Origin of the sequence: Oricola indica, assembly GCF_965227485.1 — a bacterium.
Lineage (GTDB): Bacteria > Pseudomonadota > Alphaproteobacteria > Rhizobiales > Rhizobiaceae > Oricola > Oricola indica.
This window is the reverse complement of the sequence record NZ_OZ245747.1, coordinates 4,585,144-4,599,230: the sequence shown is the minus strand read 5'-3', so window position 1 is coordinate 4,599,230 and position 14,087 is coordinate 4,585,144. Positions and strand designations below refer to the sequence as shown.

The window sequence follows — 14,087 nt, the reverse complement described above, 5'->3', positions numbered from 1 at the left end:
ACGCGACCGGCTGCCGCAACATTGCCAGTTTTTTGGGAAGATTGGCACGTGCGCTTTCATTGGATTGACGATTATGTCAAATGCCGGAACGCTGTAACTTGAAAGATCCGGCCGAGAGGCGGACCGGAAACGGGGCAACCGCCAGTGAGTGATTTGGAAACCGCGCTGAGGAACACGCTCTCCAAGGGAGACGCGTCGGATCCGGCGTTTCGCCAGCGGGTCTACCGATCCGCCATGACCGCGATGGAACGCGCGCTGGCCGATCACCCGGATCCGGATCGGCGCAGCCGGCAAAGGCAGCGTCTCATGGACGCGATCCGCGCCACCGAGGCACACCACCGCCGGCAACGCACTCAGCCCGAGGCCTCCGGTCGCGACGAGCCGCCGGCCGTGAGCGTGCGCCCCGAACCGCGCCGACGCCCAGCACCGCGTCCGCAATCGGAAACGCCGCAACTGCGCGCCGAGCCGCGTATGGAGCGGGCGTCATCCGGTCCGTCCTTTCCTGAAATCGGCGGAGAGGACCGTGGCACCGGGCAGAGGTCGCGGGCAAGGCGCGCGCCCTTCGCTTTGATGCTGACGGCGGTCGTGGCGGTCGCGCTTCTCGGCTCCGGCGCATGGTGGGTATTCTCGACCGGCGCGTTCCAGAGCACGGAGGAACGCGACACGTCTGTCCCCAATCCGCCGCTCGAACTCGAAAACGAGAGTTTCCCCGGGTCTCGCGACAACGCGTCTTCTGCCGGTCCGGCGCGCATCGCCGCACGTTCCGAGGCCGAAAGCGGCTGGGTGACCCTGTTCGATCCTGCCGATCCGACGACCGTTACGCTGGAGGGCAATGCCAGCGCCGCCATCGACAGCGATCCCTTCGGCGATTTCGCCCGCATGGTTTCGCCCACCGTGCAGGACGTGATCGGTATCGACGTGCCGCCGGGAACGCTGGAAATGCTGGCCGGCAAGACGGCACAGTTCTCCTTCGTCGCCCGTGCCGACGACGATGCCGAGACGCAGATGTCGGTAACCTGCGAACTCGCAGACCTGGGCGAGTGTGGCCGCCGGCGCTTCGATGTCATCGCCAGCGACAACGAGTTCCTGTTCAGCGTCGACCTTCCGGGCGGCGTCGGCGTATCGGGACCCGGCCGTCTGAAGATCGTTACCGACATTTCCGGTGCCGGCCGGGCGGTGAAGATCTCGAGCGTGCGCGTGCGCGAACTGAAGCCCTGACCGGGCGAAGCCGCCTAAAGTTCCTCGAGCGCCATCGGGCCTGAACCGATGATCTTCGGATCGGGACTGCCGATGGCGTCGGTATCCTTGCCCTCGTAATCGGTGTTGCGCAGAATATGGCGCAGTACCTCGATACGCCCGCGCCGCTTGTCGTTCATGCGAATGACCGTCCATGGCGCATGGCTCGAATGCGTCGCCTGGATCATCGTGTCGCGTGCCAGCGTGTAGTCGTCCCACTTTTGCATGCCGACGATGTCGATGCCCGACAGCTTCCAGTATTTGACCGGGCTGTGACGCCGGTCATGGAAACGCTTCAATTGCGTTTCGAGCCCGATATTGAGCCAGAACTTGAAGAAGATGATGCCTTCTTCGACAATCATTTTCTCGAATTCCGGCGTGTCGTGCAGGAACGCCTTGTGCTGCTCCGGCGTGCAGAATCCCATCACCGGCTCGACGCCGCCGCGATTGTACCAGGAGCGGTCGAAGCTCACGAGTTCGCCGGTTGTCGGGAAATGCTCGATATAGCGCTGGAAGTACCACTGTCCGCGCTCGACGTCGGAAGGCTTGGACAAAGCCACGTTGCGCGCGGTGCGCGGGTTGAGGAACTCGTGCAGGACGCTGATCGATCCGCCCTTGCCGGCGGCGTCGCGCCCCTCGAACACCGCGATCAGCCGTTTGCCGGTTTCCTGCATGTGCGTATGCATGTTGACGATCTGGACCTGCAGCGCCTCGAGCGTGTCCTTGTAGTCGCCCTTGTCCATCCGCTTCTTGTAGGGATAGCCGCCTGCGGTTATGTCATTGTCGTCAACCCAGTCCGGCAGCTTCGGGTCGTCTATGTCGAAGACCCTTTTCTTTCCGTCGATGTCGAATTCAACCGCGCGTGATTCCGTCGCCATGTCCGATCGCCGTTTTCCAGTTTCGCTCAGGTCGGCCAACCTATGGCTTCACGCTGGAAGCGTCCAGATGCCGAAAGCTTGCGACCGGGAAGAATTGACGCAGGGAGCGATCGATGGATGAGCCGCGCGACGGGGCGAACGAGCGATCCCCGCGCGAGGGGTTGGGCCAGGCGGTTCTGCGGCGTCTTTTCTCCAACCGCTATCCGCTGGCGGCTTCGATCGCGATCTTTGCCGGGCTCGGCGTCGCGCAGGTCCTGCCATGGACCCTTGCATTGGCGCTTATGGCAGCGATGGCCGCGGTCAGCATGTTCGCGCCGGTGCGCAGCTTCAGCCAGCGCAGGGCTGCCCTGACGCAGCAGACATCCGCCGGTCCCGACGCGAAACGCTCGAGGGCGGTCCTCGACAGCCTGCCAAATCCCGTGATGCTGCTTGACCGGCGCGGAACCATTCTGGTGGTCAACAGGGCCTGCCACCGCTTTTTCGGCGATACGCTTGAAACGGGAGCGTCGGTCCTGATGCGCTTCCGCAGCCCGGAACTCATCGCCATGATCAACGGCGCGCTCGCCGGCGGAACGCCCGGGCCAGTCGAGGTCATGGAGCGTTATCCGATCGAACGCTGGTTCGAGGCGACGGTCGTGCGCCTTCCCGCCGAGGTCGCCGGCGATACGCCATACCTGCTGCATTTCCGCGATCTCAGCGAAACGCGCCGCATCGATCGCATGCGCAGCGATTTCATCGCCAATGCGAGCCATGAACTGCGCACGCCGCTTGCGTCGCTCTCCGGTTTCATCGAGACGCTGGCCGGCCCCGCGCGCAATGATACCGCGGCGCGCGACCGTTTCCTCGCCATCATGCTGGAGCAGACGAGCCGCATGTCGCGGCTCATCGACGACCTGCTGTCGTTGAGCCGGCTGGAAACGGCGCTGGCCAACACCGAGTTCGAACCCGTCGATATCGCCGAAGTCCTGCGCCATGTGCGCATGACGCTCGCACCCACGGCGAACGAGGCGGATGTGACGATCAACGAGGACATCGCCGCCATCGACGATCCCGAATGCAGGGTATGGGGCAGTCGCGACGAACTGATCCAGGTCTTCTCCAACCTGATCGAGAATGCCATCCGCTACGCGGGAACCGGCAAGCGGATCGACGTTGGTGCCGAGAGGGTGCCGGTTTCCGGCGTCGACAGCATTCGCGTGACGGTTCGCGACTATGGCCCGGGCATCGAGGCCGACCATATCCCGCGCCTGACGGAGCGTTTCTACCGGGTCGATGTCGAATCCAGTCGCGCCAAGAAGGGGACCGGTCTGGGCCTGGCGATCGTCAAGCATATCCTGACCCGCCACGTCGGGCGCCTGTCGATCACCTCACAGATGGGCGAGGGGGCCTCGTTTGTTGTCACAATCCCGGTTTGGATTGAGAAGACGGACATTTAGGATCCTGAAAACGGTTTATAATCAAGCAGATATACTGTCACATAACTGTATTGTATTCGTCATAAAAGCTCTACCGAGAGAGCGATAGAACGCCCTTGTCCGGCGAGCGCCGGTCAGAGCTCACACATGCCCAAACGGGAGAATTCCATGAAAACCCTCAAGATTGCACTTGTCGCAGCACTCGGAGCGACCGCGCTGACTTCGGCTGCCGTGGCCCAGTCGCGCAACAACGTCCAGATCGCAGGATCCTCCACGGTTCTGCCTTATGCTTCGATCGTTGCTGAACTCTTCGGTGAGAACACCGACTTCCCGACCCCGGTCGTGGAATCGGGCGGCTCCTCTGCTGGCCTGAAGCGCTTCTGCGAAGGCGTTGGCGAAAACACCATCGACATCGCGAACGCATCGCGCGCCATCCGTGAGAAGGAAGTCGCAGCCTGTGCCGATGCCGGCGTGACCGACATCATCCAGGTGCGCATCGGCTATGACGGCATCGTGTTCGCCAGCCAGAAGGACGGCCCGGCTTTCACTGCTTTCGAGCCTTCCGACATCTTCAACGCCATCGGCGCCAAGGTTCTGGTGAACGGCGAAGTCGTCGACAACCCGTACAATAACTGGGCCGAATTCAACTCGGACCTGCCGGATGTCGGCATCTCCATGTTCATCCCGGGCACCAAGCACGGCACCCGCGAAGTCTTCGAGGAAAAAGTCCTGCTGATCGGCTGTGAAGCCACCGGCGCGATGGAAGCCATGATCTCCGGCGGCATGTCCGAAGACGACGCCGAGGACGCTTGCCTCGCCGTGCGTACGGACGGCGGCAAGTCGGTCGACATCGACGGCGACTACACCGAGACCCTGGCTCGCATCGACGCGAATCCGGACGGCATCGGCGTGTTCGGCTTGGCCTTCTACGAAAACAACACCGACAAGCTCAAGGTCGCGACCATGTCCAGCATCGCGCCTTCGACGGAAACCATCGCTTCGGGCGAATACCCGGTTTCGCGTCCGCTGTTCTTCTACATCAAGAAGGCACATATCGGCGTGATCCCCGGTCTGAAGGAATACGCCCAGTTCTTCGTCTCCGACGAGATCGCCGGCCCGAATGGCCCGCTGGCCAATTACGGCCTCGTTTCCGACCCGGAACTTGCCGAGACCCAGGCAATGGTTGCTGACGAAAACACCATGTAATCAGGCTTCGGTCTGATCACGAGGCGGTCCGGTATACGGGCCGCCTCTCACTTCCTGAAATACTGACGGCTAGCTTTTAGGGGACGCGCAATGCCTGTGCTTTGGATCGTCATAATTATTTTGGCGATGGCCGCGATCGGCTACGTCATGGGGCGCCAAAGAGCGCTGGCCAGCGCAGGTGGCGATCCGCGGAATCTGCATTCGCTTCCCAGCTATTACGGCTCCAGCGTTGCCATCTTCACGATGGTGTTCTCGTTTCTCGTCCTTATCGTCTGGCTGATCGTTCAGCCTATCGTCATAGAAAACCAGGTGGCGGCCAATATTCCGCCCGAAATGGTCCGGGAGGGCAGCACGCTCGGCCTTATGATGTCGGACGTGCGTCGCGTCGCCGACGGCCTCGATCAGGCCGTGTCGCAGGGCGCGATGGATCCCGAAGCCGCATCCAACATCCGCGCTGAATTTACCGATGTGCGCGATCGTCTCGGCGCCATCGGTGTGGCCCTTGGCTCCGATGTCGGTCCGGCGGTTCTGCGCGCGGCGCAGCGCTACCGGTCACTGAACGCTACCGGCCACATGTTCATGGCGGTGGTCGTGCTCGGCCTGGCGGCGGCAGGTTTCATCCTGGCCTACCTGCGGTCGCACAAGGATTTTCGCGCCCGAAACGTCGTCGAAACGACAATTCGCTACCTTTTGATCGGTGCGGCCTCGATCGCGATCCTCACGACGATCGGCATCGTTCTCTCGCTGGTCTTCAACACTTGGGAATTCTTCCGGCTCTACTCCTGGACGGAGTTCTTCTTCGGCACGACATGGTCGCCGAGCTTCTCCGGCCGGGGCGGTTCGTCGGAGCTGGGTTTCGTGCCGCTCCTCTGGGGTACGCTTTATATCTCCTTTATCGCGCTGGCGGTATCGGTGCCGATCGGGCTCTTCGCGGCGATCTACCTGTCCGAATATGCCGGCCCGCACATGCGCGCCATCGCCAAGCCGCTGATCGAGGTTCTGGCCGGTATCCCGACCATCGTCTACGGTCTGTTTGCCCTCCTGACGGTCGGCCCGATGCTGCTGAGCGTGTTCGGAGAAGGAGGGCTTGGCTGGATGCAGGCAGGGACCGCCGTCATGACCGCCGGTCTCGTCATGGGCATCATGCTGATCCCCTTCGTGTCGTCCTTGTCGGATGACATCATCAACGCGGTGCCGCAGGCCATGCGCGACGGCTCGCTTGGCCTCGGTGCGACGCATTCCGAAACGGTTCGCCAGGTCATTCTTCCCGCCGCGCTTCCCGGCATCGTCGGCGCCATCCTGCTGGCCGCCTCGCGCGCCATCGGTGAAACGATGATCGTGGTGCTCGGCGCAGGCGCGGCTGCGAAACTGTCGCTCAATCCGTTTGAGGCCATGACCACCGTCACGGCAAAGATCGTCAGCCAGCTCACCGGCGACAGTGACTTTGCCTCGCCCGAGGCCCTCGTGGCCTTCGCCCTCGGCATGACGCTCTTCGTCATCACGCTGGGTCTGAATATTCTCGCCCTTTATATCGTCCGCAAGTACCGGGAGCAGTACGACTGATGACCGACGCGACCGCAGCCACTGGCGCACCCGCCCAAGCCCGCCGCCCGTTTGCGTCACTTCTGACGCTGGACGAGCACACCAAACGCCGCAACGCCACCGAAGCCCGGTTCAAGGCCTATGGCCTGGCCGCGGTCCTCGCCGGCCTTTTCTTCCTGGTCGTGCTGTTCGTTTCGATCATCTCGAACGGCATCCCCGCCTTCACCCGTATGGTCGTGGAGCTCGACTTCACCCTGACGCAGGCGCAGTTCGACGAGGCCGAGAGCCAGCTTCTCAAGACGGGCGCCTATCAGGGCTACTTCGTCGAGGGGTTCGACAAGGCGCTCGAGCAACGCGGTGTCGAGGTGGAGTATGACGCGGCCGTCCTCGATCGTCTGATCGGCAAGGTCGGCGGTATTATGCGCGAGTTCTACGCCGCAAACCCGGACAAGATCGGCGAGGAAGTGGTCTTCGAACTGCCGACCTCCTCACGCGTCGACGGCTATTTCAATGGCCGCCTGAAGCGCGAGGACGTGAGCGACAGCCGTTTCCTTGAGGCCAGCGATCTGGATCTCGCTGACGAATTGTACGAAGCGGGCATCATCAAGAGCGACTTCAACTGGACCTTCATCACTGGCGCCGATTCCGGCGTGGACAACCCGGGCGGCGCTGGTATCGGCGCTTCCGTGGTCGGTTCCTTCTTTATGATGATTGTCGTGCTGGCGCTAAGCCTCCCCATAGGCGTCGCCACCTCGATCTATCTCGAAGAATTCGCACCGAAAAACTGGTTCACCGACCTGATTGAGGTGAATATCTCCAACTTGGCCGCCGTGCCGTCGATTGTATTCGGTATCCTTGGTCTGGCGGTGTTCATCCAGTTCGCGGGTCTGCCGCAGTCTGCGCCACTGGTCGGTGGCCTTGTGCTGACGCTGATGACCTTGCCGACGATCATCATCTCGACCCGAGCCTCGCTGAAAGCGGTGCCGCCGTCGATCCGTGACGCCGCGCTGGGCGTCGGCGCGTCGAAGATGCAATCCGTCTTCCACCATGTGCTTCCGCTCGCCATGCCGGGCATCCTGACGGGAACGATCATCGGACTGGCGCAGGCACTTGGCGAAACCGCGCCGTTGCTGCTGATCGGCATGGTCGGCTTCGTGGCGCGCGGCTACCCGGACAGCTTCCTCACCGGTTTCACCGAGGCCAACTCGGCCATGCCTGCCCAGATTTACACCTGGGCGGCCCGCGCCGATGCGAGTTTCTACGAAAAAGCATGGGGCGGGATCATCGTCCTGTTATTGTTCCTCATGACCATGAACATCATTGCCATCATTCTGCGCCGCCGCTTCGAGCGCCGCTGGTAAGGAGAAAGACCATGAAAACGATGCTGACCGAAGCGGACAACACAGTCGCGACCGTGCCGGCCGCCGGCCCGAAAGACACAAAGATCAAGGCTCGCAAGGTGCAGGTCTATTACGGCGACACCCACGCGATCAAAGATGTCGATGTCGATCTCGAGGACAAGGCCGTCACCGCCTTCATCGGCCCGTCGGGCTGCGGCAAGTCGACCTTCCTGCGCTGCCTGAACAGGATGAACGACACGATCGACGTGGCGCGCGTCGAAGGCGAGATCACGATCGACGACGAGGACATTTACGACAAGAAGGTGGACCCCGTTCAGCTTCGCGCCAAGGTCGGCATGGTGTTCCAGAAGCCGAACCCGTTCCCGAAATCGATCTATGACAATGTTGCCTACGGCCCGCGCATTCACGGGCTCGCAAAGTCCAAGGCCGATCTCGACGTGATCGTCGAGAAATCGCTGCGCCGCGGTGCGATCTGGGACGAGGTCAAGGACCGCCTGACCGCACCCGGCACCGGTCTTTCCGGCGGCCAGCAGCAGCGTCTGTGCATTGCGCGCGCTGTCGCCACCGAACCGGAAGTCCTCCTGATGGACGAACCCTGCTCGGCTCTCGATCCGATTGCGACCGCAAAGGTCGAGGAACTGATCGACGAACTGCGCGAGAGCTACACCATCGTCATCGTAACGCACTCCATGCAGCAGGCAGCCCGCGTGTCGCAGCGCACGGCGATGTTCCACCTCGGAGAGCTCGTCGAGTTTGGTGATACGAAGGAGATCTTCACCAACCCGACCGAAAAACGCACACAGGACTACATCACCGGCCGGTTCGGGTAATTCCCGGCTCGGGTGGTGAAACAGCGATAACGAAACAAGGGAAGGACAGTCCGATGGTGCCAACGAGCCATACGGTGACCGCTTTCGACGAGGACATGAAATTCCTCGCCCACAAGATTGCCGAAATGGGCGGTCTTGCCGAGCGCATGGTGGAAAGCTCCATCCGCGCGCTTATCAAGTCGGACATTCCGCTCGCGCAGAAGGTCATCACCGACGATCTCGTTCTCGACGAGGCCCAGGCGACGCTCGACGACAAGGTCGTGCAGATCATCGCACAGCGCCAGCCCGTCGCCAGCGACCTGCGGGAGGTCTTCTCGACCATTCGTATCGCCAGCGACCTCGAGCGTATCGGCGACCTAGCCAAGAACATCGCCAAACGCGTTGTCGCGATTTCCGAGCGCGGTCATTCCGTCAATCTGGTCCGCGGCATCGACCATATCGGCGATCTCGCCCTGGCCCAGCTCAAGGAAGTGCTCGACGCTTTCGGCTCGCGCTCGGTCACGCGCATCAACATGGTCCGCGACCGCGATGACGAGATCGACGCGATGTACACGTCGCTGTTCCGCGAACTCCTCACCTACATGATGGAGGATCCGCGCAACATCACGACCTGCACGCATCTGCTGTTCTGCGCCAAGAACATCGAGCGCATCGGCGATCACGCCACCAACATCGCGGAATCCGTCTATTACATCGTGACGGGCGAGCATCTGTCCGCCTTTCGCCCGAAAGAAGACAAGACGCACAAAATCGTCGTGGATCAGCCCGACGCTTGATGCATGGGAGCATAGGCATGGGCAATCAGCCAAAGGTGATGGTTGTCGAGGATGAAGAAGCGCTTAGCGTTCTGCTGAAGTACAATCTGGAATCGGAAGGATACCGGGTCGACGCGGAACTGCGCGGCGACGAGGCCGAGATAGCGCTCCGTGAATCCGTGCCCGATCTCTTGATACTCGACTGGATGTTGCCGGGTCTCAGCGGCATCGAATTGTGCCGTCGGCTGCGTGCGCGGCCAGAGACGCAGCGCCTGCCGATCATCATGCTCACCGCGCGCGGCGAGGAAAGCGAGCGTATTCGCGGGCTTTCGACCGGTGCGGACGACTATGTCGTCAAGCCATTCTCGACGCCCGAACTGATGGCGCGGGTCAAGGCCATGTTGCGCCGCGCCCGCCCGGAAATCGTCGCCAGCGTGCTCAAGGTCGGGGAACTCGAACTCGACCGCGAGACCCATCGCGTCTATCGCAACGGGCGCGAGATCAAGCTCGGACCGACGGAATTCCGCCTTCTGGAGTTCTTCCTGCAGGCCCCTGGCCGGGTGTTCTCGCGCGCGCAACTGCTCGATGGCGTGTGGGGCGAGGACATCTATGTCGACGATCGCACCGTTGACGTACATATCGGTCGCCTGCGCAAATCCATCAATATCGGAAAGATGAGGGATCCGATCCGCACGGTTCGCGGGGCAGGCTATTCGCTGGAAGCGGTCTGACGCCCGCCAATTCCGTAACAAAAAGGGCGGCCATTGGCCGCCCTTTTTCTTTTCCTGATGTCCTCTCGCTCAGCGCGAGCGCTTGCGCTCGGATGTCGGCTGGAAGGCGAGTTTCGCGTGGTATTTGCAATAGGGCGAGGATTCCTCGGACTGGTGTCCGCAGAAATGGAAGTCTTCCGACAACGGATCGCCCTGCGGCCACTTGCAGGTGTTCTCATTGAGCTCGACCAGCGTCAGGTTCTTCGAGATCGGAACGACGACGTCCTCGATCGGACGGCGGTCGGCTTCCGCGAAGGCCACTGTGCTGACTTCGTTCTTCATCACCGTCGCGCCGACGGCATGCGTAACCGTCGTGAGGGTGCGTCCGCCGGCACCACCGCCGCCGCCGCCACCGCCGGAATAACCGCCGCCCCGTGGCGTGGAGGCCCGCGGCGCAACGCTGCGCTTGGTCTTGGGTGCGCCCGAGGAAACCGATTTCGCCCGGCCGGACAATTTCAGCCGGTGGACCTTGCCGATCACGGCATTGCGGCTCACGCCGCCGAGTTGTGCGGCGATCTGGCTGGCGCTCAGGCCGTCGGCCCATAGCTTCTTCAACATTTCGACGCGTTCGTCAGTCCAGCTCACTTCCGTCTCTCCATCCAATGACTGTGCGCAGAATCCTTCTCCGTGGCTCGGTTTTTCCAAGAAAAACCGGCACCCGAACGCGAAACTTGGGAGTAAACTCTGCGTGGTTGGCCCCGCTTGAAAGGAAACTACTATGGCCGCTGACTCGCTGACAAGAGTCGCCGGACATCCGTGAATCCGATTTCGCGGTTTTCAACAACTTGCATTTTTTATCTTGCCGACGCCCCCCGGAGACGCGGAATCTCCAGCCCGATTGACGCAAGCGCGGTCTGATCTTAAAACCGGAATGCCGCCGGAACAGGCGGCTTTTTTCGTTTGCACACCATGCGGGGCAATCAAATGACGCAACCATCGCCGCTGTTCGAGACCTATGCGCGGGCCGACATCGCCTTCGATCACGGAGAAGGCTCCTGGATCGTGGACACGCGCGGCGAGCGATATCTCGATTTCGGCGGCGGCATCGCCGTCAGCGCGCTCGGTCATGCGCATCCGCATCTGGTGGAGACACTGCGCGAGCAGGCCGGGAAGCTCTGGCATACCTCCAATCTCTACGAGGTGCCGGAACAGCGCCGGCTCGCCCAGCGCCTCGTCGACGCGACCTTTGCCGACAAGGTCTTTTTCACCAATTCCGGCGCCGAGGCGCTTGAATGCGCCATCAAGACGGCGCGGCGCTATCACTATGCCAAGGGGCATCCCGAGCGCTTCCGCATCATCACCTTCGAGGGCGCCTTTCACGGCCGGACGCTGGCGACCATCGCCGCCGGCGGTCAGCCGAAATATCTCGAGGGCTTCGGTCCCAAGGTCGAAGGTTTCGACCAGGTGCCCTTCGACGACATGGACGCCCTGAAGGCGGCGATCACGGACGAGACCGCGGCGCTGCTCATCGAGCCCGTGCAGGGCGAGGGCGGCATCCGTCCGGTCGCGCTGAGCTTCCTGCGCGATTTGCGCGCGCTCTGCGACGACAAGGGCCTGCTGCTGATCTTCGACGAGGTCCAGTCCGGCATGGGCCGGACCGGCAAGCTGTTCGCGCATGAGTGGGCCGGCATTGAACCGGACATCATGGCCGTGGCCAAGGCGATCGGCGGCGGCTTTCCGATGGGCGCCTGTCTTGCGACCGAAGAGGCGGCGAACGGCATGGTGCCCGGCGTGCACGGAACGACCTATGGCGGCAATCCGCTTGCCATGGCGGTCGGCAACGCCGTGCTCGACGTCATCCTCGCCGATGGCTTCCTGGAGGCCGTGCATGACAAGGCGCTGCGCCTGAAGCAAGGGCTCGCCTCGATCGTCGACCGTTATCCCGACGTGCTGGCCGAAGTGCGCGGCGAAGGGCTGATGCTCGGCATCAAATGCGTCGTGCCCAACACCGCCCTTGTGAAGCAGCTTTACGCAAACCACATGTTGACGATACCGGCGGGCGACAATGTCGTGCGCATCCTTCCGCCTCTGACCTCGACAGACGAGGATATCAAGATCGCGCTCGAACGCGTCGAAGAGGCCGTATCGCATCTGTCCGCAACGGGACGTGACCGGTAAAACCGGTCCGTCATACGAAACCCTTTTGGATTCCGAACCATGAGTGTCCGTCATTTTCTCGATATCGCTGCCATCCCGGCGGAAGAACTGCGCGTAATCCTCGAAGGCGCGAAACAGCGAAAGGCCGCTCAGAAGGCGGGCACCGCCGACAGGCCGCTCGAAGGCAAGGCGCTGGCCATGATCTTCGAAAAGCCGTCGACGCGCACGCGCGTGTCCTTCGATGTCGGCATGCGCCAGCTTGGCGGCGAAACGATCATGCTGACCGGGACCGAAATGCAGCTCGGCCGTGACGAGACCATCGCCGACACGGCGCGGGTGCTGTCGCGCTATGTCGACATCATCATGATCCGCACCAAGGAACACGACCGGCTGATGGAACTGGCCGATGCCGCGACAGTGCCCGTCATCAACGCGCTGACCGACGACACCCATCCCTGCCAGATCATGGCCGACGTGATGACCTACGAGGAGCATCGCGGGCCGATCGAGGGCCATCGCATTGCGTGGACCGGCGACGGCAACAATGTCCTGCACTCGCTGATCGAGGCGTCGCCGCAATTCGGTTTCGACCTCTCCGTCGCCGTACCCGAGGGCAACGAGCCGGGGCAGCGCTATGTCGACTGGGCCCGGTCGCGTGGCGGCAAGGTGGAGATCGGCCACGATCCGGAGGCTGCGGTCGCCGGCGCGGATGCCGTCGTCACCGACACATGGGTGTCGATGGGCCAGGAGGAAAAGGCGCGCGGCCACAACATATTCATGCCTTACCAAGTCAATGAGCGCCTGATGAAGCAGGCTTCCGAGGACGCCCTGTTCATGCACTGCCTTCCCGCACACCGCGGCGAGGAGGTGACGGACGGCGTGATCGACGGCCCGCAATCCGTCGTCTTCGACGAGGCCGAGAACCGGCTTCATGCGCAAAAGGAAATCATCGCCTGGTGTCTTGGCGTGGGGATCGGCGCACGATGAGCGAACACATCGCCTTCACGGGCATGAGCGACACGGATCCGATCGACGCGGTGGTCCCTTACCGGGTCGACGCGCTGGATGCGCGCGGCCGGGCGGTCATGGTCGGCCCCATGCTCGACGCGATCCTTGACCGTCACGATTATCCCGAGCCCGTCGCCCGGCTGCTCGGCGAGATGATCGTGCTCACGGTGCTTCTCGGCACGTCGCTGAAATTCGAGGGAAAGTTCATCGTCCAGAGCCAGACCGACGGACCCGTGTCCCTGCTGGTCTGCGATTTCGCGACGCCGGATGGCGTGCGCGCCTATGCCCGTTGGGACGAAGACGCCGTCGAGGCTGCGCAAAAGGCCGGAACGGATGATCCCGCAAGCCTGCTCGGCAAGGGCACGCTCGCCCTGACTGTCGATCAGGGCGCCTACATGCAGCGATACCAGGGCATCGTCCAGCTCGACGGTGCATCGCTGGAGGAAGTCGCGCGCAATTACTTCCGCCAGTCCGAGCAGATCCCGACCGAACTGCGTCTCGCGGTCGCGCGGCTGACGGTGCGTGGTGATGATGGCGATGTGCGCAATCACTGGCGCGCGGGCGGCATATTGGCTCAGTTCCTGCCCGATGCGCCGGAACGCGCCCGCATGTCCGATTTGCACCCCGGCGACGCGCCCGACGATGCCGAAATCCACGAGCTGGACGAGGACGACGCCTGGCAGGAGGTCAAGGCGTTGCTGGACACGGTCAGCGACGACGAACTCGTCGACGAGAGCGTCGGCGTCCACACGCTTCTCTACCGGCTGTTCCACGAGCGTGGTGTGACAGTCAACGAAGCGGGTCCGGTGCATGATCGCTGCACCTGCTCGCGCGAGAAGGTTGCCGGCGTGTTGCAGTCATTGTCGCCGGAAGAGCGCGCGGAATCGCTCGAGGACGGCGAGATCGTCGTAAAGTGCGAGTTCTGCTCGACCGTCTATCGCTTCAAGCTGTCGGATTTCGACAAGCCGAACTAGGAAACGCAGATCGGA

The 14,087-nt window shown here is 62.5% G+C and carries 13 protein-coding genes; 11 read left to right on the top strand and 2 right to left on the bottom strand.

The genetic code is table 11. From position 1 onward, the window contains the following. Positions 1-144: 144 nt before the first annotated feature. A complete protein-coding gene (locus tag ACQK2M_RS22765; RefSeq protein WP_425419701.1) occupies positions 145-1,218 on the top strand; it encodes a hypothetical protein in 1,074 nt (357 codons plus the stop codon). Positions 1,219-1,232: 14 nt separating this feature from the next. Here the strand turns inward: ACQK2M_RS22765 and ppk2 are convergent, their stop codons facing one another. Continuing rightward, the gene (gene ppk2 / locus ACQK2M_RS22760; protein ID WP_425419700.1) at positions 1,233-2,114 is read right to left on the bottom strand and encodes a polyphosphate kinase 2; all 882 of its coding nucleotides are present in this window, start codon (positions 2,112-2,114) and stop codon (positions 1,233-1,235) included. Positions 2,115-2,227: 113 nt separating this feature from the next. Between ppk2 and ACQK2M_RS22755 the strand changes: the two genes are divergently transcribed. The 7 genes from ACQK2M_RS22755 (at position 2,228) to phoB (ending at position 9,954) form a co-directional block, all read left to right on the top strand. Next, the gene (locus tag ACQK2M_RS22755; protein WP_425419699.1) at positions 2,228-3,550 is read left to right on the top strand and encodes an ATP-binding protein; all 1,323 of its coding nucleotides are present in this window, start codon (positions 2,228-2,230) and stop codon (positions 3,548-3,550) included. Positions 3,551-3,697: 147 nt separating this feature from the next. Continuing rightward, positions 3,698-4,735 carry a substrate-binding domain-containing protein gene (locus tag ACQK2M_RS22750; RefSeq protein WP_425419698.1) on the top strand — a complete coding sequence of 346 codons (1,038 nt, stop codon included), beginning with the start codon at positions 3,698-3,700 and terminating at the stop codon, positions 4,733-4,735. A gap of 90 nt (positions 4,736-4,825) precedes the next feature. Next, complete coding sequence (pstC, locus tag ACQK2M_RS22745; RefSeq protein ID WP_223476479.1) at positions 4,826-6,298, top strand: phosphate ABC transporter permease subunit PstC; 1,473 nt, start codon at positions 4,826-4,828, stop codon at positions 6,296-6,298. Then, positions 6,298-7,638, top strand: coding sequence for a phosphate ABC transporter permease PstA (pstA, locus tag ACQK2M_RS22740; protein ID WP_425419697.1), 1,341 nt, complete (start codon positions 6,298-6,300; stop codon positions 7,636-7,638). The genes pstC and pstA overlap by 1 nt, the downstream gene beginning before the upstream one ends. 20 nt (positions 7,639-7,658) lie before the next feature. After that, complete coding sequence (gene pstB, locus ACQK2M_RS22735; protein ID WP_425420118.1) at positions 7,659-8,468, top strand: phosphate ABC transporter ATP-binding protein PstB; 810 nt, start codon at positions 7,659-7,661, stop codon at positions 8,466-8,468. Between the two features lie 56 nt (positions 8,469-8,524). Continuing rightward, entirely contained in the window at positions 8,525-9,244 is a 720-nt protein-coding gene (phoU, locus tag ACQK2M_RS22730; RefSeq protein WP_223476735.1) for a phosphate signaling complex protein PhoU, read from the top strand. Between the two features lie 17 nt (positions 9,245-9,261). Next, on the top strand, positions 9,262-9,954 hold the full coding sequence (phoB, locus tag ACQK2M_RS22725; protein ID WP_223476477.1) for a phosphate regulon transcriptional regulator PhoB: 693 nt from the start codon (positions 9,262-9,264) through the stop codon (positions 9,952-9,954). Positions 9,955-10,023: 69 nt separating this feature from the next. Here the strand turns inward: phoB and ACQK2M_RS22720 are convergent, their stop codons facing one another. Further along, a complete protein-coding gene (locus ACQK2M_RS22720; protein WP_223476476.1) occupies positions 10,024-10,578 on the bottom strand; it encodes a GcrA family cell cycle regulator in 555 nt (184 codons plus the stop codon). 339 nt (positions 10,579-10,917) lie between these two features. Between ACQK2M_RS22720 and ACQK2M_RS22715 the strand changes: the two genes are divergently transcribed. From ACQK2M_RS22715 to ACQK2M_RS22705, 3 genes are read left to right on the top strand one after another with little or no spacing between them, the layout of a single operon-like run. Further along, positions 10,918-12,111, top strand: coding sequence for an aspartate aminotransferase family protein (locus ACQK2M_RS22715; protein ID WP_425419696.1), 1,194 nt, complete (start codon positions 10,918-10,920; stop codon positions 12,109-12,111). 39 nt (positions 12,112-12,150) lie between these two features. Then, complete coding sequence (gene argF / locus ACQK2M_RS22710; RefSeq protein WP_425419695.1) at positions 12,151-13,077, top strand: ornithine carbamoyltransferase; 927 nt, start codon at positions 12,151-12,153, stop codon at positions 13,075-13,077. Further along, on the top strand, positions 13,074-14,072 hold the full coding sequence (locus ACQK2M_RS22705; RefSeq protein ID WP_425419694.1) for an Hsp33 family molecular chaperone: 999 nt from the start codon (positions 13,074-13,076) through the stop codon (positions 14,070-14,072). The genes argF and ACQK2M_RS22705 overlap by 4 nt, the downstream gene beginning before the upstream one ends. Positions 14,073-14,087 lie beyond the last annotated feature (15 nt).